Raw genomic sequence first — 24,070 nt, forward strand, 5'->3', positions numbered from 1 at the left:
CGTCAGGCCGCCGAGGGCAGGATCTGCTGGAGGCGCATCAGGCAGATGCGGGCGATCTGGGCCAGCGCCTCCTTCCGCTCCTCGTCCGGCGTGTTGGTGAGGCGGCGCTCGAAAGCGGCGATGATCTCATCCTTCTTCGCGCCACGCACGGCCATGATGAAGACGAAGCCGAACTTCACCACATAATCCGCGTTGAGAACCGTGAAGCGGGCCTTCTCCTCCTCGGTGAGGCTGTCGAGCCCGGCGGAGGATTGTTCTTCCGTTGAGTCCGCCGTCAGCATCTTCGCCGCCGCAAGCCGTCCGGCCAGATCCGGATGCTGGTTGATGACGGCCAACTGCTGCTCCACGGACGCCGCATTGAGCACGGCGAGAAGCGCGTCCCGCAGCCCCTCGGCGGTGTCGTGGGCGGGGGTGAGGCCGGCGTCATAGACGGCGGCGGCGATGAAGGGCGAATGCTCGATGATGCCGCCGAACCGCTCCATGAACAAAGGCCGCGACATGCGGCTCGGCACATAGCCGCCCTTCGGGGGATGGTTGGCGATCCAGTGGCGGGCGATGTCGAGGCGCGTCGTCACCCAGACATTCTCATGCGCGGCGATATGGTCGAGGAAGCGGGCGAGCGCCTGCGCCCGGCCGGGCCGGCCCACGAGCCGGCAGTGCAGACCCACGGAGAGCATGCGCGGGGCCGTCTCGCCTTCCGCATAGAGCAGGTCGAAGCTGTCGCGCAGATAGGCGAAGAAGTCGTCGCCCGAGGCATAGCCCTCGGGGATGGCGAAGCGCATGTCATTGGCTTCGAGCGTATAGGGCACCATGAGGAACGGTCCCTGCGGGCCCTCCACCCAATAGGGCAGCTCGTCGGCATAGGTGTCGGCGGAATAGAGGAAGCCGCCTTCCGCCATGGTGAGCGGCAGCGTGTTTTCGCCCGTACGGCCCTGATAGAAACCGAGCGGCCGGCTGCCGGCCACTTCCGTCTGGATGCGCACGGCTTCGGCAATATGCGCGCGCTCATCCGCTTCGGAAAAGTTGCGATAGTCGATCCAGCGCAAACCGTGGCTGGCGATCTCCCAACCGGCCTCGTTCATAGCGGCAACCGCCTCCGGATTGCGCTCCAGCGCCTTGGCGACGCCGAACACCGTCACCGGCATGTTGCGCGCGGTGAACATGCGGTGGAGCCGCCAGAAGCCGGCGCGGGCGCCGAACTCGTAGATGGACTCCATGTTCATGTGCCGCTGGCCGGGCCAGGGCTGGGCACCGGAAATATCCGAGAGGAAGGCTTCGGATTCGCCATCGCCATGGAGCAGGCAGCGCTCGGCGCCTTCCTCGTAATTGATCACGAACTGAATTGCGATCCGCGCCTCGCCCGGCCAGCGGGGATGGGGCGGGTTGCGGCCATAGCCGATGAGGTCGCGGGGATAGGGCGTGCTGTCGGTCATCTCAGCCTCAGGAGCCGCGATAGGTGGAATAGGCCCACGGGGAGCAGAGCAGGGGCACATGGTAGTGCCCGTCCTCGCTCACCGTGAAGCGCAGCGGCACGAGGTCGAGGAAGGGCGGCTCGGCGGTCTTCGCCCCGGAGGCGCGGAAATAGGCGCCCATGTGGAAGACGATCTCATAGGTGCCGGGGTGATAATCATCGCCGGCCATGAGGGGGGCGTCGGTGCGGCCGTCCGCATTGGTCACGGTGCCGGTGATGAAGCGCCGGTTGCCATCCGCATCGATGGCGAACAGCTCCAGCGCCACTCCGGCGGCGGGCCGCCCGGACACCGTATCGAGCACATGCGTGGACAGACGCCCCATCTTCCCCTCCGAGCCAACTCCGGCCTGTCGGCAGAACCGCAGGCGCTCCTGTTTCTTTTATCGAACATATCGCATGAGAAGGAGGTGGGGTGCGTGCCGGAAAATAGGGCATCGCAGGAGAGCGAATGTGCCACCGCTTGCCATGGACGCGGCGCTGATGGCGAGGCTTTGTGCCATCGCGTGAACATGCTCGGATCATGTTCCGGGTGCGCGATGGTACAAAACGAGGCGTATCAAGATCTGGAAGGCTGTTTTTGAGGCAAATTGGCCTGTGTGCCGTTCCGTGGCCAAGGATGTGCCATCGGGGACTGTCCGTTAGACTGCGCCGGCATTTGTACCATCGAGGGCCCGCGCGTCATGGAACCCGCTTTGCTGGAACCCATCCTGCACGAATTCGGCAGTCTGCTCCTGCGCTGGGCTCATATCGTCGCCGGCATGGCCTGGATCGGCGCCTCCTTCTACTTCATGCACCTCGACGCCGCGCTGCGGCCCACCCCGCAAATACCTGCGGGAAAGGGCGGGGAAGCCTGGGAAGTCCATGGCGGCGGCTTTTATCAGGTCAAGAAATACCTTGTGGCGCCTGAATTCCTGCCCGATCACCTGATCTGGCACAAGTGGGAGAGCTATTTTACCTGGATCACCGGCGCCCTGTTACTTGTGTGGACCTATTACTATCAGGCCACCCTGTTCCTCATCGATCCCGCCGTTCTGGCCCTAACCCCCTGGCAGGCCTTCGGGATCGGCGCCGGCGGCATTGCGTTCGGCTGGATCTTCTACGATCTCGTCTGCCGCTCGCCTCTGGGCAGGAGCGATCTGTACGTGGGCATCGTGGTGTTCGTGTTCGTGGTCGGCATGGCCTTGTTTTTCCAGAACGTTTTCTCCCCGCGCGGCGCCTTCGTCCATACCGGCGCGGTGATGGCGACCATTATGACCGCCAACGTCTTCCTCATCATCCAGCCCAACCAGCGCAAGGTGGTGGCGGCGCTCAAGGCCGGGCAGGAGCCGGATCCGAAGTATGGCAAGATCGGCAAGCTGCGGTCCTCGCACAACAATTACTTCACCCTGCCCGTCATCTTCCTGATGATGTCGAACCATTATCCCATCACCTATTCCACGCCCTATGCCTTCGTCATCGTCGCCCTTGCGCTGATCGGCGGCGCGGTGGTGAGGGTCTTCTACAATCGCCGCCATGCGGGACATGGCAATGCGTGGTGGTGCTGGGGCGTTGCTTTCGCCTGCCTCATCGCCGCCATCGCCCTCTGCCTCACTACCACCCCGCAGGGGCGCCTCGCTCTGGGCCTGCCCGCCCTCGTCAGTACAGCAGAAGCAGCACCCGCCCCAGTTGTGGAGGTGCCCCCGCAAGTACAGGACGTGGTGATGGGCCGCTGCTCCATGTGCCACACCGCCGAGCCGGTCTATGAGGGCATCGCCACCGCCCCGCGCGGCATCCTGCTGGACACGCCGGCGGCGATGGAACGCAACAAGTCCTTGATTCTCATGCAGTCCGTGCTGACGCACGCCATGCCGCCCAACAACATCACCGAGATCACGCCCGAGGAGCGCGCGGCCCTGAAAGCGTGGGCGACGGCCCGCTGAAAGCGGCCTTGCGCTTGACGTTGCCGGCCTTCGGGGCCATGCCCATCCCCACCAATGAGGGAAGACCGAAAACCATGACCAGCCTTGATCCCGCGCGCCTGCGCGCCCTCCTCGATGAACGCACCGAAGAGCAGCAGCGCTTCCTCGCCGAGCTGGTGAAGGTGCCCTCCGACAACCCGGCCGGCGACTGCACCCCGCACGCCACCCGCGCCGCCGAACTGTTGGAACAGCTGGGTTTCGAGGTGGAGCGCCATGTGGTTCCCGACGGCCCGGTGAAGGCCGCCGGCATGGTGAGCGTGACCAATCTCATCGTCCGTCACCGCTTCGGCGACGGCCCGGTGATCGCCCTCAACGCCCATGGCGACGTGGTGCCCCCCGGCGAGGGCTGGTCGCAGGATCCCTATGGCGCGGCCGTGGTGGATGGCGTGATGTATGGGCGCGGCGCCGCCGTTTCCAAGTCCGATTTCGCCACCTATGCCTTTGCTCTGGATGCATTAAAGCGCTCCGGGCTGCCGCTGAAGGGCACGGTGGAACTGCACTTTACCTATGACGAGGAGATCGGCGGCGAGGTCGGCCCGGGCTGGATCCTGTCCGAGAAGATCACCAAGCCGGACGCGGTGATTTCCGCCGGCTTCTCCTATGCCGTCGTGATCGCCCACAACGGCTGCCTGCATCTGGAAGTGGAAGTGAAGGGCAAGTCCGCCCATGCGGCCCTGCCGCATACGGGCGTCGATGCGCTGGCTGCCACCACCAAGGTGCTGGAGGCCATCTATGCCTATCGCGAATCCTTGCAGGCCAAGGTCTCGCCCACCAAGGGCATCGGTTCGCCGCAGATCACGGTGGGCCTGATCTCGGGCGGCATCAACACCAATGTGGTGCCCGACCGCATCACCCTGCGCCTCGACCGCCGCATCGTGCCGGAGGAGCAGCCGGAGGCGGTGGAGGCCGAGGTCAAGGCCCTGATCGAGAAGGCGGTTTCGTCCTATCCCGGCGCCTCGGTGGAGATCCGCCGCATCCTGATCGCCCGCCCGCTGGTGGCGAGCGAGGAGAGCCTGCGCATCGCCGCCATCCTCTGCCGCAACGCGGAAAGCGTTATCGGCGAGAAGGTCTCCACCAATGGCGTGCCGCTCTATACGGATGCCCGCCTCTATGCGGAAGCCGGCATTCCCGTGGTCCTCTATGGCGCGGGCCCGCGCACCATCGAGGAGGCCAACGGCCATCGCGCCGACGAGAAGCTGCGCCTCTCCGACCTCAAGCTCGCCACCGAGGTGGTGACGCTGACGCTGGCCGAACTGCTCGGCTGAGCGCGATCAAGTTGCTGATCTGAAAAGAAAACGGCCCGGATCTCGCGATCCGGGCCGTTCTTGTTTCTGGGAAGGACGGTCAGGCCGGCTTGCGGGTCCAGAGCGTTTCGAGCTGGGTGACGAAGTCGCTCGCAACCCCTTGCAGCTTGACGGTCTGGGTCTTCAGCGTGTCGGCAGCCGAGCGGCTGGAGCGGGCGGCATCCAGCGTTGCTTCCGCCTCGTTGAACACGGTGTCGAGCCGTGTGCGGGCAAGGTCCGCGCTCTCCGAGGTCTTCTGGGCGTGCTGGGCCACGATGGTGGTGGACGAGCTCTGCTCTTCCACGCTGGCCGAGATGCCGGTCACATGGCCCTTGATGGTCTCCACCTGATCGGAGATCTGGCGGATGAAGTCGGCAGCGCCATTGGCCGCCTGCTCGATGGCGCCGATCTGGGCGCCGATCTGCTCGGTGGCGGTGGCGGTCTGCTGGGCCAGCGATTTGACCTCGGTGGCGACCACCGAGAAGCCACGCCCGGCATCGCCGGCACGGGCGGCCTCGATGGTGGCGTTGAGCGCCAGCAGATTGGTCTGCTCGGCGATCTGCTGGATGATACGGGTGATGTCGTTGATCCTGGCAGCAGAAACCGCCAGTTCCCCGATCACCGCGTCGGTGGCCTTGGCGCGATCCACCGCGTCGAGGATGAGCCGCACGGAGATGTCCACCCGCTCGGCGATCTCGCGGATGGAGGCCGCGAACTGGGTGGAGGTGGAGGCCACCTCCGCGATGCCGCCGCTGGTCGCCTCCACGGCGGTGCGGGCATCGCGAGCACTTTCCTTCGTGGAATCAGAGATCTGCAGCAGGCTCTGGGAGTGCTTGCCGACCCGCTCCACGTCCTGCATCACGTCCGTGACGATGGAGGACACACTGTCCTTGAAGGCGGCGGCCAGCGAGTTGGAGAGCTGCTGGCGCTCCATCTCCTCGCGCCGTGTGCGCTCGGCATTCTCCTGCTCCATGGCGCGCACGGCCACGAGGTTGGCCTTGAACACCTCCAGCGCGCGGGCCAGCAGGCCGATCTCGCTCTTCTCGTCGCGGCCGGGGATATCGACGGTGGTGTTGCCCTCGGCCACCTGCTGCACCACGCCGGCCAGCTTGTGCAGCGGGCCGGTGATGGACCAGCTCACCAGCAGCGCCACCAGCAGGCCCACCACCACGGCGGCGATGGAGACCGTGAGGATGGCGGACTTGGTGGAGGTGCCGAGATTGAAGGCGGCATCCACCGTGGTGCGCTGGACGGTGGCCTGCTGGTCGTTCACGTCGCGCACGAAGCCGGCCAACTCGTTGCGGGCCACGTCCACGGTCTCGCGGCGGATCTGCGCCCGGGAGAGCAGGGTGGGCAGCAGGCTGTCCAGCTCCTTGATATAGGCTGTTGCAGTCTTCTTGGCCTCTTCATAGGGCGCGCGGTCGGCCGGATCGGTGGAGGCCTTGGCGAGATCGTCGAACTGGGTGGAAACCCAGCTCCAGTCCTTCTTCAGCGTGTCGGCGGTGGCCTGCACCTGCTTGAGGTCCGTGGCGGCAAGGCCCGGCCCGGTCTCGGCGACGAAGCGGGTCAGGGTGAGGCGGGTGGCGTTCACCCGCGCCTGGATGCCGGCGATGGCGGCGGTGCCATCGGCATCGAACAGCAGCTTGCGGCGGTCGATCAGGTCCGCGAAGGCCTTGTCGAATGTGGGGTCGAGCGCGCTGAGCGCCTTGAGGTTCTGTAAGGCGGCGGTGGTCTTGGTGGTCGCCTCGCGCATGCCGCTGGCGTAGCGGGCGAAGATGCGGCTCGCCTGCTCCTGGCCGCTGGCGCGGATATATTGCTCACCATTCTTCAGGGCGGCGTCGAGGGCATCGGTCTGCCCGGCGAGCATGGCGGCGTCCACGGCCGGCCAGATCTGGGTCAGCTGGCGCTCAAGATCGGAGGCGGCGGCGGTGCGGTCAATGGTTTGGCGGATTTTCGCCAGATCATCGCTGAGGTGGGAGAGGGTCAGGAAGGAATAGATGCCGACCCCGAGAATAAGCAGAATGAGGAAGCCGAAACCAGTCGAGATGCGCGCGACAACAGACAGGTTCTTGAGCGGGTTGAAACGGGGGGCGGAGGCTCTGGGGGCGTCCGCTCGTGTTGCGCTCACCATATGGGTAAAATCCCCTTTGCGAGATCTGGAACGGAATTTTTGTATTTATTTCGGAACGTTAAGGGTATGAATTGGGAAGTAATATTGTCCAATCATCAAATTTAATCGACGCCGATCAAGGCGGCTTATACTGTTGTTTTTGGAGGTAAAAAGAAACCCCCGAAGGACGCTGCGTGTGCAAACATGCGGGTTCTACGATGTTGGCGGGCTCCGAGCGAAAACCCGGACGGGCCCTGTCTCAGATGCTGGTGGTCAGCGCGGCGCAAGCTTCAGCCGTAAATCCATCGCTCAGCGAGGGAAGACCGCACGATTGGCAGTGTGCGTATGTGGCAACGGTGCGCGCGAGGACTCTTTGCCCCTCGCCTCGTTCTCACGGAAAAGGGCGGGTAAGCTGCTTCTTTGGGCTGTCTCCGAGGCAAGGAATGCCGGCTCCAAGGATCACTGCTTGATACTGAACCCATATCGCCACCGTCATTCCCTCCACCACATTGGGCGCGGGCTGCTTTCCGCCCCTTTGCGCCGGTGCGGGCAGGGGAGGAGAGCGGGTCTTCTGGCGCTCGTGGCCCTGCCAGTGCCGGCATCGGCTGCGCCGCTCACATTCGAGGCAGTAACGATCCGGCCGGCCGATACACTCGCGGCCATATGCCAGAACGGCATTATGGCGTACCGGATCACCGAATGGCGTCGGCGGGACAGGGCGCCGATCGCAAACTTCTCCTCGGTTCAGAAGATCATGGAGGATGTCCATCCGGCCGCCCTCAAGACGCTCGAAGCGCGCGGTTGCGATCCCCACTATCTCTGGAGCTTCCTGAGCTGTGCCGAGGTGGACTGGCCCGAGAATGCCTCACCCAACCTCGTTCCAAAGGGCGTTTCCGCCGAAACCGAGGAGGCGATGGCCAAGGTGATGCAGGGCTGTCTCGTCCGGCTGCAGGCGGACGGCATAGTGCCCACCAAGGGCTTGCTTGAGAGAGGCATCGACCGGATCAGGACATGGTCCGGCGACAGCCGGTGAGGCACGCGCAGAGGGCTCAGCCGTAGCTGACGGCCGCCAGATACAGGCCGCACGCCGGAGCCATGGGGCCGCAGCGGCGGCGATCGGCGGCGGCGAGGGCATCGGCCAGATCATCCGGCGACCAGCGTCCTTCGCCGACGCGGATCAGCGAGCCCACCATGGAGCGCACCTGATGGTGCAGGAAGGAGCGGGCGGAAGTCTCGACCCGGATCTCGTCCCCCAGGCGGGAAACATCCAGCTGGTCGAGGGTCTTGTCCGGCGAGGCTGCCTGGCATTCGGCGGCGCGGAAGGTGGTGAAGTCGTGCTTGCCCAGCAGGCGCTGGGCGCCTTCGTGCATGGCCGCCGCATCCAGCTTCTGCGGCACCCGCCATGCCCGGTCGCGTTCCAGCGACAGATCGGGGCGGCGGTTGATGATGCGATAGACGTAATGGCGTTTGGTGGCCGAGAAGCGGGCATCGAAATCATCCGCCACCTTCTCCACCGCCACCACCGCCACGGGATGGGGCCGCAGGTGGGCGGTCATGGCATCGCGGACCTGATCGGGCCGCCAGTCGCGCGTCAGCTGGATATGGGCCACCTGTCCGGTGGCGTGCACGCCCGCATCCGTGCGGCCGGCGCCCGACACATGGGCGGTTTCGCCGGAAAAGCCCGCGACAGCAGCCGCCAGCACGCCCTGCACGGTGGGCAGATTGGCCTGAATCTGCCAGCCGGCGAATGGCGTGCCGTCATATTCGATGGTGAGCTTGTAACGGGGCATGGCTGAGCAATGGCAGGACGGCGTGTGCCGTCAAGCCAGCTGCGTTCCCTTGGGCACGTCATTGCCGTTCAGGAAGGTGGCCGCGCCCATGGGCTGCTTGCCGGCCTTCTGAAGCTCAACCAGTCGCACCGCGCCGGTGCCGCAGGCGATGGTCAGCCCATCGTCCAGCGCCTCGCCCGGCGCGCCCGAGCCGTCCGCCAGCGTGGAGCGCAGCACCTTTACGCGCGCCTCGTCCGCACCCAGCGGGAACCAGGCGCCGGGGAAGGGCGAGAGGCCGCGAATGGTGTCGTGCACCTTGGCGGCGGGCTGCGACCAGTCGATGCGTGCCTCGCTCTTCTCGATCTTGGAGGCGTAGACGAGGCCATCGTCGGTCTGCGGCGTGAAGTCGAGCCCGCCCCGCTCCAGCGCGGCCAGCGCCCGGCCCATGAGGTCGGCACCGATCATGCTCAGGCGGTCATGCAGCTCGCCGGCGGTCATGTCCGGGCCGATGGAGACCCGCTCCAGCAGGCTCACCGGGCCGGTGTCGAGCCCGGCTTCCATCTTCATGACGGCGATGCCGGTTTCCTTGTCGCCCGCCATGATGGCGCGCTGGATGGGCGCGGCGCCACGCCAGCGCGGCAGCAGGGAGGCGTGCAGGTTCAGGCAGCCCAGTTCCGGCGCCCCGAGGATGGAGGTGGGCAGGATCAGCCCATAGGCCACCACGACGGCCAATTCGGCATTCAGCGAACGGAACTGCTCGGCCGCTTCCTCGCCCTTCAGCGTCTTCGGCGTGAAGACAGGGATGCCGAAGCGCTCGGCCACCACCTGCACAGGAGAGGGCGTCAGGTCGAGGCCGCGCCGGCCCGAGGGGGCAGGGGCGCGGGTATAGACCGCGACCACTTCGTGCCCGCGCGAGACGATCTCGGTGAGGGTGGGCACGGAGAAATCGGGCGTGCCCATGAAAACGATGCGCATGGCGCGAAACTCGGGATGTGGAGAGGTCGGCGGGCCTTTAGCCCTCCGCCTCCCGGCGCGCGGCCTTGGTGAATTTCTTGATGACGCGCTCGCGCTTCAGGCGGGAGAGATGATCGATGAACAGCACGCCGTTCAGATGGTCGATCTCATGCTGCACGCAGGTGGCGAGCAAACCGTCGGCGTCGATCTCGTGCGTCTGGCCCTTGATGTCCTGATAGCGGACCCGGACCTGAGCGGGGCGCTCCACTTCCTCGTAATATTCGGGAATGGACAGGCAACCCTCATTATAGACCGACAGCTCTTCGGAGACCGAGACGATCTCCGGATTGATGAGCACGATCGGGGACTTGGGTGCATCCTCGCGGGCCACATCGATGGTCACGATACGCTTCTTCACCCCCACCTGAATGGCGGCCAGCCCGATGCCGGGTGCATCGTACATGGTTTCCAGCATATCGGCGGCCAGCCGCTCGACCTCCTTGTCGATCTTGGTGATCGGTTGGGAGATCTGCCGCAACTGCGGCTCGGGGATGATGAGGATGGGACGGATGGCCATTTCCGCCAGATAGGCGATGGTAAAGCCGGGGTCAACATGTTCGCTATTTGTTCGGTAAGGAAGCTGCGTTACAAGGGCCCATGACCGATGCGCTCTTCTTTCTCGGCAGCCATGCCGTCACCCTTGGCGAGGCGCTAGCGGCCCTTTTCGCGCTGCTGGTGCTGGGCCTGCTGCTAGCACTGTGGCGTGGCGCCGGCCTGCGCGCCGATGACGCGGCCCGGCAGGCGGACGAGCAGGCGGCACGAGCCGATACGCTGGAGGTGCGTCTGCGCGATCTGGCCCGCTTCCAGTCCGAGACCGCCGGGCGGGTGCAGGCCATGACCGAAGTGATTTCCCAGCGCCAGAGCGAGCTGGCCCGTGCGGTGGCCGAGCGACTGGATTCCACCTCCTACCGGCTGGGCGAGAGCTTCAACACCGCCGCCCGCGCCACCCATGAGAGCCTGACCACGCTGGCCGAGCGTCTCGTCATGGTGGAGAAGGCGGAGAAGAGCCTGTCGGACCTGTCCTCGCAGGTGTTCTCACTGCGCGAGACCTTGGCCAACAAGCAGGCGCGCGGTGCGTTCGGGCAGGCGCGCATGGAGGCCATCGTCGCTGACGGCCTGCCCAAGGACAGTTTCGCCTTCCAGTACACGCTCTCCAACGGCCGGCGGCCGGACTGCGCCATCTTCCTGCCCGGCGATCCCCGGCCTTTGCTGGTGGATGCCAAATTCCCGCTGGAGGCCGTCACCGCCTTCCGCGAGGCGCAGACGCCGGAAGCGCGCAAGGCGGCCGGCTCGCGGCTGGCGCAGGACATGATGAAGCATGTGCGCGATGTGGCGGAGCGCTATCTGGTGCCTGGCGAGACACAGGACATCGCCATCATCTTCGTGCCGTCCGAATCCGTGCATGCGGAGCTGCACGAGCATTTCGACGAGATCATCCAGCGCGCCTTCCGGGAACGGGTGGTTCTGGTGTCGCCCTCGCTGCTCATGCTGGCCATCCAACTGGTGCAGGCCATCGCCAAGGATGCCCGCATGCGCGAGCAGGCGGACGCCATCCGTCGCGAGGTGGGGCTGCTGGTTCAGGATGCAAGCCGCCTGCGCGAGCGGGTGGGGGAATTGTCGCGCCATTTCGGGCAGGTGGGCGACGACGTGGCGAAGGTGATGATCTCCGCCGACAAGATCGCTAAGCGCGGGATGCGGCTGGAGCAGCTCGAATTCGAGCCGGCACCACCACCGGACGGGCCGCCCCCCGAGGGCGGTGGGGGCAGAAGGTCGGGCCTATCCCTGTCCGGGGCGGCGGAATGAGGGGCAGGGAGGTCCAGCCTTATGGCTTTGTCCTTGCGCTGTCGCACCGCGCCGATAGCTTGAAGTCTGAGATATGATTCGTAGCGTTACCCGTGTGTTTGCGCGGGGACGGGAGGTGCCGAGAAAAAATGCCTGAACTCCCAGAGGTGGAGACCGTCCGCCGGGGACTGCTGCCCGTTCTGCAGGGCGCGGTGATCGAGAGCGCCGAGGCGCGCCGGCCGGACCTGCGCTGGCCGCTGCCGGACAGCTTCGCCGAGCGGCTGACCGGTCGCCGGGTGGAGGCCGTGGGCCGCCGTGCCAAGTATCTGCTGGCGGATCTTGATGGCGGCGAGGTGCTCATCGTCCATCTCGGCATGTCGGGCTCGATCCGCATCGAGGGCGCCAAGGTGAAGGGGCGTCCCGCTGGCTTCTACCATCCACGCGGCGCGCCGGGTGCCCATGACCATGTGGTGTTCCATCTGGCCGGCGGCGCCACCATCACCTTCAACGATCCGCGCCGCTTCGGCGCCATGCTGCTGGTGCCCTACGATCAGCTGGACAGCCATCCGCTGCTGCGCAGCCTCGGGCCGGAGCCGCTGGGCAACACCTTCCATGCGGACTATCTGGCGCAGGCGCTGGCCGGCCGCCGCACCAATCTGAAGGCGGCCCTGCTGGACCAGAAGATCGTGGCCGGGCTCGGCAACATCTATGTGTGCGAGGCCCTGCACCGGGCGCATCTGTCGCCGCGCCGCATCGCCTCGACGCTGGCGACCACGGCGGGTGGCCCCAATTCGCGCACCGAGAAGCTGGTGACGGCCATCCGCGACGTGCTGCGCGAGGCCATCCTCGCGGGTGGCTCCAGCCTGCGCGACCACCGACAGGTGAATGGCGAGCTCGGTTATTTCCAGCACAATTTCAAGGTCTACGACCGCGAAGGCGAGCCGTGCCCCACACGCCACTGCAAGGGGCATGTGCAGCGGATCGTGCAGAGCGGGCGGTCCACCTTCTTCTGCGCGACCTGTCAGCGGTGATGGGCGACGAGGTTTCGGGCGCGCCCCCGGTCGTCGGGGACGACGCCGCGCCCCAGCGCAAGACCCGCAAGCCCTACGTCTGGAACCCGCCACCCGTGCCGGGCTGGGCGGACCTGCGCGCGGGCGGTGACAGGCGCGCCGCCTTCCTGCGCTACTGGCGCGGGGCGGGGCTGAAGGATCTGGGAGATTTCGCCGCCCATTATGCCTTCCGCTTCATGCCCATCGACCTGTGCTCGGCCATCGGCGCCGCACTGGGGCGTATGGCGGGGCGTTTCCAGTATCGGGAGAATGCAGAGCGGGCGCGGGCCAACCTGCGCCGGCTCGACCCGTCGCTGGACGATGCGGAGATCGAGCGCCGGGTCTTGAGCCATTTCGAGAATGCCGGTCGGGTGATGGCCGAATTCTCCATCCTGCACCGGCTGGTGCCGGCAGGCCGTATCACGGTGGAGAATGAAGAGGCGTTGCTGAAGGCCCATGCGGAGGGACCGCTGGTGATCGTCTCCTGCCACACCGGCAACTGGGAGGCGGTGGCAGCACTCATGGCGTCGCGGGGCATCCGCTGGTCGGCGGTCTACACGCCGCCGCGCGGTCCGGCCCAGCATGTGATCGCCAATGCCGTCCGCGCGCGCTTCGGGGTGTCCATGCTGCCTCCGGGAGCCCCCGGCGTGCGTCCCACTGTGCGCACTTTGTCCGAGGGCGGCACCATCTCCATGTTTTGCGACGAGGTGCACCACGGCACGGTCATGGCGCCCTTCTTTGGCCGCCCGGCCCATGTGGACGGCAATCTCGCCATCGCCGTGCGCTTTGCCCGCATGACGGGCGCGAAGATCTTCGTCGGCCACTGCACGCGGCTTAAGGGCGCACGCTTCCACGTCACCTGTTCCGATCCGGTGGTCCTGCCTTCGCACGCCGATCCCGAGGCGCCGCTGCAGGACGACGTGAGTGCGCTCAATAGGATCATCGAGCCCATCGTTCGTAAGAATTGCGGACAATGGTACTTCCTCGACAACAAGTTCGACTGAGCGGTCGATGGGTTTGGCAACAGGGCACATTTCCTCCGTCGCAATCCCCCTTTACATCTGACGGCAAGCCGGGCGTCACGCTCGGCAGGGCGGCTCCAAGGGCCGGCAGTTCCGCCCGCTCCCATCATCCGGCCCGACGGCTTATGGAGGCGCGCATGGCTTACGAGACGATCTTGGTGGAGACGCATGGCAAGGTGGGCCTCATCCGGCTCAACCGCCCGCAGGCGCTCAACGCGTTGAACCGCCAGATCATCACCGAGCTGAATGCGGCGCTGGACATTTTCGAGGCCGACAAGGGCATCGGCTGCATCGTGCTGACCGGCTCGGAGAAGGCCTTCGCCGCCGGGGCCGACATCAAGGAGATGCAGGACTTCACCTATCCCGGCACCTATGTGGATGACTTTATCACCTCGTGGGAGCGCCTCTCGCGGGTGCGCAAGCCGGTGGTGGCGGCGGTGTCGGGCTTCGCGCTCGGCGGCGGCTGCGAACTGGCGATGATGTGCGACTTCATCCTCGCCGCCGACACGGCGAAGTTCGGCCAGCCGGAAATCAAGCTGGGCGTGATGCCCGGTGCCGGCGGCACCCAGCGCCTCACCCGCCTGGTGGGCAAGTCGAAGGCCATGGAGATGTGCCTGACCGGTCGCTTCATGGACGCCGCGGAGGCCGAGCGGGTCGGGCTGGTGTCGCGCATCATTCCGGCTGCCGAACTGCTGGACGAGGCGCTCAAGGTGGCGGGCGTGATCGCGGGCATGTCGCTGGCGGTGGGCATGATGACCAAGGAAAGCGTCAACCGTTCCTACGAGACCACGCTGGCCGAGGGCATCCGCTTCGAGCGCCGGGTATTCCAGTCCCAGTTCGCCCTCGCGGACCAGAAGGAAGGCATGGCGGCCTTCGTGGAGAAGCGGAAGCCGAATTTTGGCGCGGGCTGAGCGCCGTCTCTCCTGCCGCCCGTCTTGCCTGCGCAGGACGGGCGGCAGGCGTGCCGAACGGAAAGGCCGAAGCATGCCCCTGAACCTGCTTCCGGGTGTGATGGCGGCCCTCCTTGGTCTGCTCCTGTGCGCTGGGCCTGCTGTGGCGGCCGAGGCGGTCTATGGCCGTCCGCTGGCCGAATGGCAGGCAACCGGCACGGCTTCGGTTGCCTATCCCCAGCAGCAGGGCCGCGTGCTGCGCGTGCCGGATGTGGATGCGGTGTTGTGCAGCAGCCCGCCGCCAGAGAGCGACCAGTGGGGCACCTGTTCGCTGTCCGTGTCCCGGCGCACGGGCGTTCTGATCGGCTTCGACCGGGGCTATGATCCTGAGCGCCTGTCCGTGGTTTTCGAACTTCAGCCCGGCAATTATTACGGCGTGCTCGGCATTGCCCGTGGCGATCCGCGCTTGTGGGGGCCCAACACCGGGCCGGGCGAGCCGGAAGACGGTGAGTCCTATACGGGGCCGGTGCGCGGGCGTCTGTCGGCTGATGTGGACGGACGGCCCTATTGGGTGGGGTGCTGGCGCTATCGCGACCGCTCTCCCTTTCCCTATGGCTGCACGCTGGCGATGGATCTCGGCCGCAACGGCTCTGCCTATGCGGATTTCGAGACGGAGGAGCCCGAGGGCGATGGCGTCTATGCGCCCGACCGTACCGAAATGGACCGGCTGGCCCGCATGATCAGCGCCATTCGCGCGTCATTCGATGGTAAGGACTGACCCGTTCCATTCACCGACCGACCCAGTCGTGCGTCAACTCTCGGCGCTAGGGACGGTCGCATCGTGAGGGGAGCGGGTTTCCGACGTCGCGTGCTCAGAGGTGGGGATGTCGCAAGAGCGTAATTTGGGCCTCGACGTCGCCCGCGCTGTCGCAATCACGTTGGTTCTGGTCTCTCACATCGTGCCGCGCTTCGAGGGCATTACGCCGCTGCAGCGGACTATTCTGGATTATTACGGGGCCGTTGGCGTCGAACTGTTCTTCTCGCTGAGCGGCTTCCTGATCGGTCAGCAGATCATCGACTTCGCCGCGAAGCCCAGCCCTCCGGCCCTGGCCACGTTCTGGTTCAGGCGGTGGATGCGGACGCTGCCGCTATATTACTTCATGCTGGTGGCCGTCAGCGTGTCCACGTCCCGCTGGGATGTGCGCGAGTTCTTCTTCCTCCAGAACTTCGACGCCTCGGCCAATCGCCAGCCCGTCCTGGGGGTGGCCTGGTCGCTGGCCATGGAGGAATGGTTCTATCTGGGGTTTCCGGTGCTGGTCTACGTGGCGTCCGTCCTGTTCCGGAGGCGGAGTGCGGCAGTCGTGACCGCGATCACTGCGGTCGCCGTCATCGTCGCCTGTTCCGCTGCGCGCCTGTTGGCCTATGGTTACGCCCCGAGCGACCCGACCTTCCACATCCACCCGCTCATGCGCCTCGACTGCGCAGCCTATGGTGTGCTGGCCGCCTGCATCGTCAGGTCCAATGCCGTCTCGCCCGCCGCAATCAGGCAGTTCATTCCCGCCGGCATGACGGCCGTCGCCATCGTCATGATCATTCTGACCGCGCTCGCCGCTGCGATGACCTTCCCCGCGTTCTGGCCCGCATCGGGAATGGTCCATTGGGGACGCTGGTATCTGCCGTTCCACTGGACGGCAATCAACGTCGTGTCGGCGGTCTTTGTATTGCTGATCGCGCACGTCCGCTGGGATCGGAACCCATCCGTCATCAAGCAGTCGGTCACGACCACGAGCCGCTTGTCCTATTCGATCTATCTGACGCACGCCTATGTGGTCATGCTGATGTTCCCGGCTCTGGCTGCGGCTGTGGGGTCCATGGCAGCCGCCATCATCGCGCTGGCCTGCACCTTTGCTGCGTCGGCGGTGACATATGCTGCGATCGAACGGCCATTCCTCCAGATCCGCGACGCGGTTCTGCTGCGGCTGCGGAGTGCCCGGCTCACGCCGCGTCCTGCGCAAGGCGGATAGCGGACTTCCTCTCTGCCCGCGTTACGAAACGCGAGCGGATGAGCGAGCTCAGCTGGAAAAGAATGAACAGGGCCGAACTCTCAACGCTGAAAGCGGAGCGTCGGCACCGTATGCCTGAACTGGCAAGGAAGATGGGAAAGGAATGACCCGAAGGTCAGGCGCCTCACCTTGGCTCGGTGAAGCATTTGGCACCAACAAATCCTGATCCATTTGGATTGTCAGGATTTGGGTGGTGCCCAGGAGAGGACTCGAACCTCCACGACCGTTAAGCCACTGGCACCTGAAGCCAGCGCGTCTACCAATTCCGCCACCTGGGCCCCGGAAGGCCGCGAGGCCGTCAGGAGAAGGCCCTTCTAAGGGGGGGCATCCCGCCTTGTCAACGGCCCTTCTTCATGTGGGCTGGGGAAAGATGAGCCTGTGGATAAATAGCCGGATGAGCGACTTGCGAAAGTGCTGCCATTGCAAGGCTTTTCTCCGTCACCAGCTCCAGCCGGCGTAGCGGCCGGGCTTGTGATTGATGGCGATGATTAGATTGACGATGGCGATGCCCAGCACCGAGAGCAGCAGGCGGTCGAAGGGGATCACGAAATAGGCGGCGCACATGATCACGAAATCCACCGCCAGCTGGAAATAGCCGGCGCGGATGTTCCAGCGCTCCTGCAGATAGAGCGCGAGGATGTTGACGCCGCCGAGGCTGGTGCGATGGCGGAACAGCACCAGCAGGCCGATGCCCACGAGGCCGCCGCCGATCACCGTGGCGTACAGGGGATGGATGCTGGAAATCTCCAGCCACTCCGGCGTGAGGCGCGCGAGCAGCGACACCATGGCCACCGCCGTGATGGTGCGCAGCGTGAACGGCCAGCCCATGCGCTTCACCGCCAGCACATAGAAGGGGATGTTTACGAGGAAGAAGATGAGGCCGAAGCCATAGCCGCTGGCATAGCTGAGCAGAAGCGACAGGCCCGCGAGGCTGCCCACCAGCAGCACGGCCTTCGCATAGATGAGCATGCCGAGGGAGACGAACAGCGTGCCGGTGATGAGGGCGAGAACGTCCTCATAGAGCCGGTGCTGTTCCGGGCGGCTGTTCATCATGGGGCGATGCCTCGCAGTGCGGAGGGGCGCCGTGCCCGTCCTTCAGGGGCGATGCAGCCCCTGTCTGTCTCTAGATCGGGCGCGGGCCAGTGGGAAGCGACGCCGGGTCGCGGCGCCTCTTCCTGTCAGGCGATGGCGCAGATGGTGGCGGCGAGCGCCTGCGTGCGCGGGACGAAGCTGTCGAGGCGGCAGAATTCCTCGTCCGTATGCGCCTTGCCGCCGATGGGGCCGAGGCCGCAGAGCGTGGGCACGCCCAGCGAGGCGGTGAAGCCCGAATCGGCGCAGCCGCCGGTGAACTCGCCTCCGACCGCGAAACCGACGCTGGCCGCTGCCGCCTGATAGAGCGGGAACAGTTCCGCCGAATGCTCGGCTTCCAGCGGCAGGAACACCGCCTTGGTGGCAAGCGTCGCCGCCGTGCCCGGAACGTCTTCTGCTGCGACGATGGCGGCGATCTGTGCTTCCAGCGTCGCGTGCTGCTCCAGCGTCACGAAGCGCAGGTCCAGTTCGGCTTCCGCCCACGGGGCCACGGTGTTGTGGGTGTTGCCGCCCTTGATGACGCCCACGTTGGTGGTGATGCCGGCCGCGTAATCGGTGAGGGCATGCAGCTTCACGATCTTGCGGGCGAGCGCTTCGATGGCGCTGGCGCCTTCCGCATGGTTCACGCCCGAATGGGCGGCCTTGCCGGTGACGCTGATGCGGAAGGAGGCGCCGCCCTTGCGGGCCGTCACCACATTGCCGCTCACGCGGCCGGGCTCGGTGTTGAGCACCGCCCTTGCGCCCTTCGCGGCTTCCTCAATGTGCGGACGGCCGGTGCCGGAGCCGATCTCCTCATCGCCGGTGAACAGCGCCACCACCGGGAAGGAGAGCCCGCCCACGGCCTTGATGGCGCGCAGGGTGAAGATGTTGGAGACGAGCCCCGCCTTCATGTCGCACACGCCGGGGCCGAAGGCGGTGTCCCCTTCGCGGGAATAGGGGCGCTTGGCCACCGTGCCCTTGGTGAACACCGTGTCCCGGTGGCCGAGCAACAGCGCATAGGGGCCGCCGACCGTGCCGGGTACCTCGGCGCGCAGCACGTCGCCGAAATCCGCATTCGGGAGGCGGGTGACGGCGATGCCGTCGGCAGCCAGCAGGTCGGTGATCACCGCTCCCACCGCATCCACGCCCGCCTTGTCATAGCTGCCGGAATCGATGTCCACGAGGCGCTTCAGCAGGGCCTCCATCTCATCGAAACGGGGGCTGAGCCAGGCGATGACCTTTTGGGCCAATGCGGCGTCGATGCCGGTGGGAATGGGGAGGGAACTCATGCGGCGCGCGCCTTTACGATTCGGGAGCCATCTTCGCCAAGGTCGTAGAACAGCCCAGCCATGAGCTGTAGCGCCTCCCGGGCGACTGACGCCAGAAGATGCTCGTTTGGCGCGTGCTGGGAGCAGGCTGGATACGAATGCGGGACCCAGATGGTGGGCATGCCGAGAATGAGCGCGAACACGTCGTTGGGCAGCGAGCCGCCGAGATTCGGCAGCAGGGCCGGCGCCTTGCCGGTGGTCTGCCGGATGGAGGCGAGGGCGAAGTCCACCCAGGGGTCGGTGGGATCGACACGGGTGGCCTGAAAGGTGGCCATGCGTGAGGCCTTCACGGTGATCTGGCCGAACCCCTTCGTTGCAAGGTGAGCCTCAACCAGCGGGATGATGGTCGCCGGATCGGTACCGACCACGAAACGCAATTGCAGCGTGGCCTTGGCATTGGGCGGTACCGCGTTTGCCGGTGCCTCCGGGGCGCCGGTCTTGAAAGCCAGAACTTCCAGCGTGTTCCAGCCATAGACCTTCTCGGCCGGGGAAAGGCCGGGTTCGCCCCACTCCGGGTCGATGGCGGGCGCCGAGGGGCTCTGCTCCAGCTCCACATCGGCCAGCGCCGCGCGCACGGGGGCGGGGATCTCCGTCGGCTTCAGGCCGGGAACGAGGATCTGGCCCTTGGCATCCACGAGGGTGGCGATGGCATGAGCGAGCAGGGTGCCGGCATTGGCCAGCACGCCGCCCCAGTTGCCGGAATGGTGTCCGCCCTCGCGCAGGTTCACCTCCAGCTCGAAATTGAACGCGCCGCGCGAGCCGAGGAACACGGTGGGGCGTTCGGAGGACAGGCGCGGCCCGTCCGAGCCGATCAGCACGTCGGCGCTCAGCGCCTCACGCTCCTGTTCGGCCACGGCGTGCAGGCCGGGCGAACCGGCTTCCTCGCCCATCTCGATCAGCAGCTTGCAATTGAAGCCGAGCCTGCCGCCACGCGCAGCCAGAACCTGCTCCAGCGCGGCGATGTTGATGGTGTGCTGGCCCTTGTTGTCGGCGGTGCCGCGCCCATACCAGCGGTCGCCTTCCTCCACGATGGTCCACGGGGCAAGACCCTCGCGCCACTGGCCCTCCTGTCCGAAGATCACGTCGCCATGACCATAGGTGAGCACGGTGGGCAGGCCATCCGCCTCATGCCGCTCGGCAATGAGGAAAGGGCCGTAGCCGGTGGCCGGATTCTCCACCACGCGGCAGGTGAAGCCGAGCTTTTCCACGCAGGGGATCATCTCGTCCGTGAGATAGGCGTGGAGGGCTTCCATGCGCTCGCCGGTCTGGCTCTCGGTGGGCATGGCGACACGACGGGCGAGATCGGCGCGGAAGGCGCCTCGGTCGAAATAGTCCGCCGCGCGGGCGACGGCATCTTGGCGGCTCATGGGACGTCTGGACCTTGTGTCGGGAGGATTGAAATCAGTGGGCCGGCTGCGGCGCCGGGCTGGAGGCGGCCTGCGCCAGATGGCAGGTGGCCCAACCGTCCGGCTGCTGCGCCACGGGCGGGGGCGCCACGCGGCAGATTTCCAGCGCGCTCGGGCAGCGGGGATGGAAGGCGCAACCGGCCACCGGCGTGAGCGGATTGGGGAAGGTGGCGCCGAGATGGGTGTCGGGCACGCCGAGATCGGGATCGGGCGTCAGCACGGACTCCAGCAAGGCGCGCGTATAGGGATGGCGTGGCTGGGCGAACAGGCCGGCGCGGGTGCGTTCTTCCACGAAGCGGCCGAGATACATCACCGCCACCCGGTCGGCGAGATGCTCCACCACCGCCAGATTGTGGCTGATGAAGAAATAGGTGAGGCCCAGTTCCTTCTTCAGCTCCAGCAGCAGGTTGAGGATCTGCGCCTGCACCGAGACGTCCAGCGCCGAGGTGGGCTCATCGCAGATCACCACTTCCGGCTTCATGACCAGCGCGCGGGCGATGGCCACGCGCTGGCGCTGGCCGCCGGAGAGCTGGCTCGGCGAGGCGTCCAGCAGGCGGCGGGGCAGGCCCACCACGTCCAGCATCTCCGCCACCTTCTTCTGGCGCTCGGCGCTGGTGCCGATGCCATGCACCACGAGGGGCAAGGCGATGAGCTGGGAGATGGACTTGCGCGGGTTCAGCGAGGAGTAGGGGTCCTGAAAGATGGGCTGGATGCGCCGGGCCACTGCGATGCGGTCGGTGGCGGCAATGGGCGTGCCGTCGATAAGGATTTCGCCGGAGGAGGGCGGCAACAGGCCGAGCAGCATCTTGGCCAGTGTGGACTTGCCCGAGCCGCTTTCACCCACCAACGCATAGACCTCGCCACGCTTCACTTTGAGCGAGACGCCCGCGACCGCAGTGAGTGTCGCCTTCTGGCGGAACATCCCTTGCGAGATGCGGAAGGTGCGCGTGACGTCGCGCAGTTCGAGGATGGTGTCGTCCTTGGAGCTCATGCGGTGGCTTCCAGAGCGGGCAGGCGCACGCAGCGCACGTCATGGGCGGGTGTGGGGGCGGCCAGCGGAATAGTGCCGGCGCATTCGCCGGCAGCGAAATCGCAGCGGTTGCGGAAGGCGCAGCCTTCCAGCTTGCCGATGAGGTTCGGCACCTGTCCCCGGATGGCGCCGAGCGGCATGCCGGGCTGGGTGCGACCGGGCACCGGGATGCACTCCAGCAGGCCGCGCGTATAGGGATGGCGCGGATCCTTGAAGACGTCCCGCGCGCTGCCGGTTTCCACGAGGCGGCCGGCATACATGACGCCCACCTTGTCGGCCACGCGGGCCACCACACCGAGATCGTGGGTGATGAGGATCACCGCCATGCCGAACTCCTTCTGGAGGTCGGCGATGAGGTGCAGGATCTGCGCCTGAATGGTCACGTCGAGAGCCGTTGTGGGCTCGTCCGCGATGATGAGATCGGGCCCGCACATCAGGGCCATGGCGATCATCACGCGCTGGCGCAGGCCGCCGGAGAGCTGGTGCGGATACTGGCCCATGCGCTTGTCGGCGGCGGTGATGCCCACCTTCTCAAGCAGATGGATGGCCCGGTCCCGCGCCTCCTTCGCCGGCACCCTGCGATGGCAGGTCAGCGCCTCCATCAGTTGGTTGCCGATGGTGTAGGAGGGATTGAGCGAGGTCATCGGCTCCTGAAAGATCATCGCCATGCGGTTGCCGCGCAGTTTGCGCATGCCACTCGCGGAGATCGACTGGAGATCGGTGCCGTCGAAGGCGATGCGGTCCGCCTTGCGTTGGGCGCGGCGGGGCAGCAGGTCCATCAGCGCCAGCGAGGTGAGCGACTTGCCCGAGCCGCTCTCGCCCACGATGGCCAGTGTCTCACCGCGTTCCAGCGAGAAGGAGATGCCGCTCACCGCATGCAGCACGCCGGCATCGGTGGGAATGTCGATGACTAGGTTCTGAACCTCGAGCAGGGCCATGGCTCAGTTCCTGTTCTCGGGGGCGGTCACGTCGCGCAGGCCGTCACCGAGCAGGTTGATGGCGAGCACGAGGAAGACCAGCGCGACGGCCGGGATTGCGATGACCCAGGGCGAAAAGAACATGTACTGCTTGCCCTCGGCGATCATCAGGCCCCAGGACGGCAGCGGCGGCTGCACGCCGAGGCCGAGGAAGGACAGGGCCGCTTCCAGCAGGATGGCGTGGGCCATTTCCAGCGTCGCCACCACGATCAGCGGGTTGAGGATGTTGGGCAGGATTTCCGACAGGATCAGGCGCGGTGTGGAGCAGCCGATGGCCTTTGCCGCGGCGATATAGTCGCCGCCAGCCACCTGCTGGGTGGCCGAGCGCGTGACCACCGCGAAACGGTCCCACAGCAGCAGGCCGAGCACGATGATGACGCCGTGCAAGGACGAGCCCACCAGCGCCGCCGAGGCGAGCGCCACCAGCACCACGGGCAGGGCGAGGCGGGTGGTGACGATGTAGCTCAGCACCGCATCCACCTTGCCGCCGAAATAGCCGGCGCACACGCCCATGAGCGTGCCGATGGTGCCGGAGATCAGCACCGTGACCGTTCCGATGAGCAGCGAGATGCGCGCGCCATAGAGCAGGCGGCTCAGATAGTCGCGGCCGAGCTTGTCGGTGCCGAGGATGTAGTCCCAGTTGCCCTTGACCTGCCAGACCGGCGGGATCATGCGGCGGGAGAGATCCTGCGCATAGGGATCGTGCGGGGCGATCAGCGGGGCCGCCAGGGCCATCGCGACGATGATGAACAGGATGCCGCCGCCCACCAGCAGGCCGCCATGGCGCAGGCTCCGGCGTAGCAGGGCCAGGCCGGGGGAGCGGCGGGGCGGGGGCGTGTCGAGGGCCGCGGCATCGGCGGCGGAAGGGGCGATGTCGGTCATGCCACGCGCATCCGGGGATCGAGCAGAGCGTTGATCACGTCGGCCACGAAGGTGAGGGTGATGTAGATGGCGGCGAGAATGAGCACGACCGCCTGCACCACCGGGAAATCGTTGCGGGCGATGGCTTCCCACGCCAGATGGCCAACCCCGTGCATGGAGAACACCGCCTCCACCACGATGGAGCCGCCGAGCATGAAGCCGAACTGTACGGCGGCGAGCGCCACCACCGGGATGATGGCGTTGCGCAAAGCGTGCTTCAGCACCACCACGGCGGGCGAGAGGCCCTTGGCGCGGGCGGTGCGGATGTAGTCGGCGGACAGCACTTCCAGCATGCCGTTGCGCGACAGGCGCATCACGGCGGGCACCGCGTACCAGCCGAGCGCCACGGATGGCAGGATGTAGTTCATCCAACCGGCGGTGCCGGACACCGGCAGCCAGCGCAGGTTCACCGCGAAGACGATGATGAGGCCGAGGCCGAGGCAGAAGGTGGGGATGGCCTGCCCGAGCACGCAGAAGGTAAGCGCGAGGCGGTCGATCAGAGTGCCCTTGAACACGGCGGCGATGATGCCCAGCGGCACGGCGATGACGAGCGAGATCATCAGCGAGATGGCGCCCAGAGTCATGGTCACTGGCATGCGCTCGGCGATGATGGAGGCCACCGTGGTGCGGAAATAGAAGGAGTTGCCGAAATCCAGATGCACGGCGCGCCAGAGCCAGTCCAGATACTGAACTGTGAGCGGGCGATCGAGCCCGTATTCCTGGCGCACCTGCGCCACCTGCGCGGGCGAGGCTTCCGGCCCCGCGATGGAGGTGGCGAGATCGCCGGAGAGGTGCAGCAGCACGAAGGCTATGAGCGAGACCGTGAGAGCCACGGACAGCGCGACGACGAGGCGTCGCAAAGTGAAGGCGAGCATCCTGATGTTCCACGTTGCCGGCGTGATCGCGCGGCGATGCTGGCTTCAGCGTGA

General features: G+C 66.3%; 22 protein-coding genes and 1 tRNA gene. 9 read left to right on the plus strand and 14 right to left on the minus strand.

Annotated elements, in window-relative coordinates; all coding sequences use genetic code 11:
• Positions 1-2 precede the first annotated feature (2 nt).
• Positions 3-1,433 (minus strand): allantoinase PuuE, encoded by a 1,431-nt coding sequence (gene puuE / locus IEW24_RS02625; protein WP_188575143.1) that lies wholly within the window; start codon positions 1,431-1,433, stop codon positions 3-5.
• A 7-nt stretch (positions 1,434-1,440) separates the two neighbouring features.
• Positions 1,441-1,794 carry a hydroxyisourate hydrolase gene (gene uraH / locus IEW24_RS02630; protein ID WP_188575145.1) on the minus strand — a complete coding sequence of 118 codons (354 nt, stop codon included), beginning with the start codon at positions 1,792-1,794 and terminating at the stop codon, positions 1,441-1,443.
• 372 nt (positions 1,795-2,166) lie between these two features.
• Between uraH and IEW24_RS02635 the strand changes: the two genes are divergently transcribed.
• The gene (locus IEW24_RS02635) at positions 2,167-3,390 is read left to right on the plus strand and encodes a urate hydroxylase PuuD (RefSeq protein WP_188577283.1); all 1,224 of its coding nucleotides are present in this window, start codon (positions 2,167-2,169) and stop codon (positions 3,388-3,390) included.
• A 74-nt stretch (positions 3,391-3,464) separates the two neighbouring features.
• Positions 3,465-4,694, plus strand: a complete 1,230-nt coding sequence (locus IEW24_RS02640) for an ArgE/DapE family deacylase (RefSeq protein WP_188575147.1) — start codon at positions 3,465-3,467, stop codon at positions 4,692-4,694.
• Positions 4,695-4,773: 79 nt separating this feature from the next.
• Here IEW24_RS02640 and IEW24_RS02645 read toward each other — a convergent pair whose 3' ends face one another.
• Entirely contained in the window at positions 4,774-6,843 is a 2,070-nt protein-coding gene (locus IEW24_RS02645; RefSeq protein WP_188575149.1) for a methyl-accepting chemotaxis protein, read from the minus strand.
• A 658-nt stretch (positions 6,844-7,501) separates the two neighbouring features.
• Here IEW24_RS02645 and IEW24_RS02650 point away from each other — a divergent pair.
• Positions 7,502-7,855 carry a hypothetical protein gene (locus IEW24_RS02650; RefSeq protein WP_188575150.1) on the plus strand — a complete coding sequence of 118 codons (354 nt, stop codon included), beginning with the start codon at positions 7,502-7,504 and terminating at the stop codon, positions 7,853-7,855.
• 16 nt (positions 7,856-7,871) lie between these two features.
• On the opposite strand, the gene truA is transcribed toward IEW24_RS02650, so the two are convergent.
• Genes truA through IEW24_RS02665 form a run of 3 tightly spaced genes read right to left on the minus strand, consistent with a single transcriptional unit; the run spans position 7,872 to position 10,122 of the window.
• Positions 7,872-8,612, minus strand: a complete 741-nt coding sequence (gene truA, locus IEW24_RS02655; RefSeq protein WP_188575152.1) for a tRNA pseudouridine(38-40) synthase TruA — start codon at positions 8,610-8,612, stop codon at positions 7,872-7,874.
• A gap of 30 nt (positions 8,613-8,642) precedes the next feature.
• Complete coding sequence (gene fmt / locus IEW24_RS02660; protein ID WP_188575153.1) at positions 8,643-9,566, minus strand: methionyl-tRNA formyltransferase; 924 nt, start codon at positions 9,564-9,566, stop codon at positions 8,643-8,645.
• A gap of 37 nt (positions 9,567-9,603) precedes the next feature.
• Positions 9,604-10,122 carry a peptide deformylase gene (locus IEW24_RS02665; protein ID WP_188575155.1) on the minus strand — a complete coding sequence of 173 codons (519 nt, stop codon included), beginning with the start codon at positions 10,120-10,122 and terminating at the stop codon, positions 9,604-9,606.
• Positions 10,123-10,202: 80 nt separating this feature from the next.
• Here IEW24_RS02665 and IEW24_RS02670 point away from each other — a divergent pair, with 80 nt between their 5' ends.
• From IEW24_RS02670 to IEW24_RS02695, 6 genes are all read left to right on the plus strand, one after another.
• The gene (locus tag IEW24_RS02670; protein WP_188575157.1) at positions 10,203-11,408 is read left to right on the plus strand and encodes a DNA recombination protein RmuC; all 1,206 of its coding nucleotides are present in this window, start codon (positions 10,203-10,205) and stop codon (positions 11,406-11,408) included.
• A 128-nt stretch (positions 11,409-11,536) separates the two neighbouring features.
• A complete protein-coding gene (gene mutM / locus IEW24_RS02675) occupies positions 11,537-12,418 on the plus strand; it encodes a bifunctional DNA-formamidopyrimidine glycosylase/DNA-(apurinic or apyrimidinic site) lyase (RefSeq protein ID WP_188575159.1) in 882 nt (293 codons plus the stop codon).
• Positions 12,418-13,440, plus strand: coding sequence for a lysophospholipid acyltransferase family protein (locus IEW24_RS02680; protein ID WP_188575161.1), 1,023 nt, complete (start codon positions 12,418-12,420; stop codon positions 13,438-13,440). The genes mutM and IEW24_RS02680 overlap by 1 nt, the downstream gene beginning before the upstream one ends.
• A 155-nt stretch (positions 13,441-13,595) precedes the next feature.
• Positions 13,596-14,369: an enoyl-CoA hydratase gene (locus tag IEW24_RS02685; protein ID WP_188575163.1), complete on the plus strand. Its 774-nt coding sequence runs from the start codon at positions 13,596-13,598 to the stop codon at positions 14,367-14,369.
• A gap of 73 nt (positions 14,370-14,442) precedes the next feature.
• Positions 14,443-15,126, plus strand: a complete 684-nt coding sequence (locus IEW24_RS02690) for a hypothetical protein (RefSeq protein ID WP_188575165.1) — start codon at positions 14,443-14,445, stop codon at positions 15,124-15,126.
• 106 nt (positions 15,127-15,232) lie between these two features.
• Positions 15,233-16,372, plus strand: coding sequence for an acyltransferase family protein (locus IEW24_RS02695; protein ID WP_188575166.1), 1,140 nt, complete (start codon positions 15,233-15,235; stop codon positions 16,370-16,372).
• A gap of 230 nt (positions 16,373-16,602) precedes the next feature.
• Here the strand turns inward: IEW24_RS02695 and IEW24_RS02700 are convergent.
• The 8 genes from IEW24_RS02700 to IEW24_RS02735 all read right to left on the minus strand — a co-directional run bounded on the left by IEW24_RS02700 (position 16,603) and on the right by IEW24_RS02735 (position 24,016).
• Positions 16,603-16,689 (minus strand) — tRNA-Leu (locus IEW24_RS02700).
• A 160-nt stretch (positions 16,690-16,849) separates the two neighbouring features.
• Positions 16,850-17,464: a YitT family protein gene (locus IEW24_RS02705; protein WP_188575169.1), complete on the minus strand. Its 615-nt coding sequence runs from the start codon at positions 17,462-17,464 to the stop codon at positions 16,850-16,852.
• A gap of 125 nt (positions 17,465-17,589) precedes the next feature.
• Complete coding sequence (locus tag IEW24_RS02710; RefSeq protein WP_188575171.1) at positions 17,590-18,768, minus strand: M20 family metallopeptidase; 1,179 nt, start codon at positions 18,766-18,768, stop codon at positions 17,590-17,592.
• Complete coding sequence (locus IEW24_RS02715; RefSeq protein WP_188575173.1) at positions 18,765-20,174, minus strand: M20 family metallopeptidase; 1,410 nt, start codon at positions 20,172-20,174, stop codon at positions 18,765-18,767. The genes IEW24_RS02710 and IEW24_RS02715 overlap by 4 nt, the downstream gene beginning before the upstream one ends.
• Positions 20,175-20,208: 34 nt before the next feature.
• On the minus strand, positions 20,209-21,204 hold the full coding sequence (locus IEW24_RS02720) for an oligopeptide/dipeptide ABC transporter ATP-binding protein (protein WP_188575175.1): 996 nt from the start codon (positions 21,202-21,204) through the stop codon (positions 20,209-20,211).
• On the minus strand, positions 21,201-22,181 hold the full coding sequence (locus IEW24_RS02725; protein ID WP_188575177.1) for an ABC transporter ATP-binding protein: 981 nt from the start codon (positions 22,179-22,181) through the stop codon (positions 21,201-21,203). The genes IEW24_RS02720 and IEW24_RS02725 overlap by 4 nt, the downstream gene beginning before the upstream one ends.
• Before the next feature lie 3 nt (positions 22,182-22,184).
• A complete protein-coding gene (locus IEW24_RS02730) occupies positions 22,185-23,102 on the minus strand; it encodes an ABC transporter permease (RefSeq protein ID WP_188575179.1) in 918 nt (305 codons plus the stop codon).
• A complete protein-coding gene (locus IEW24_RS02735; protein WP_188575181.1) occupies positions 23,099-24,016 on the minus strand; it encodes an ABC transporter permease in 918 nt (305 codons plus the stop codon). The genes IEW24_RS02730 and IEW24_RS02735 overlap by 4 nt, the downstream gene beginning before the upstream one ends.
• Positions 24,017-24,070 lie beyond the last annotated feature (54 nt).

This window comes from Azorhizobium oxalatiphilum (assembly GCF_014635325.1).
Taxonomy (GTDB): Bacteria; Pseudomonadota; Alphaproteobacteria; order Rhizobiales; family Xanthobacteraceae; genus Azorhizobium; species Azorhizobium oxalatiphilum.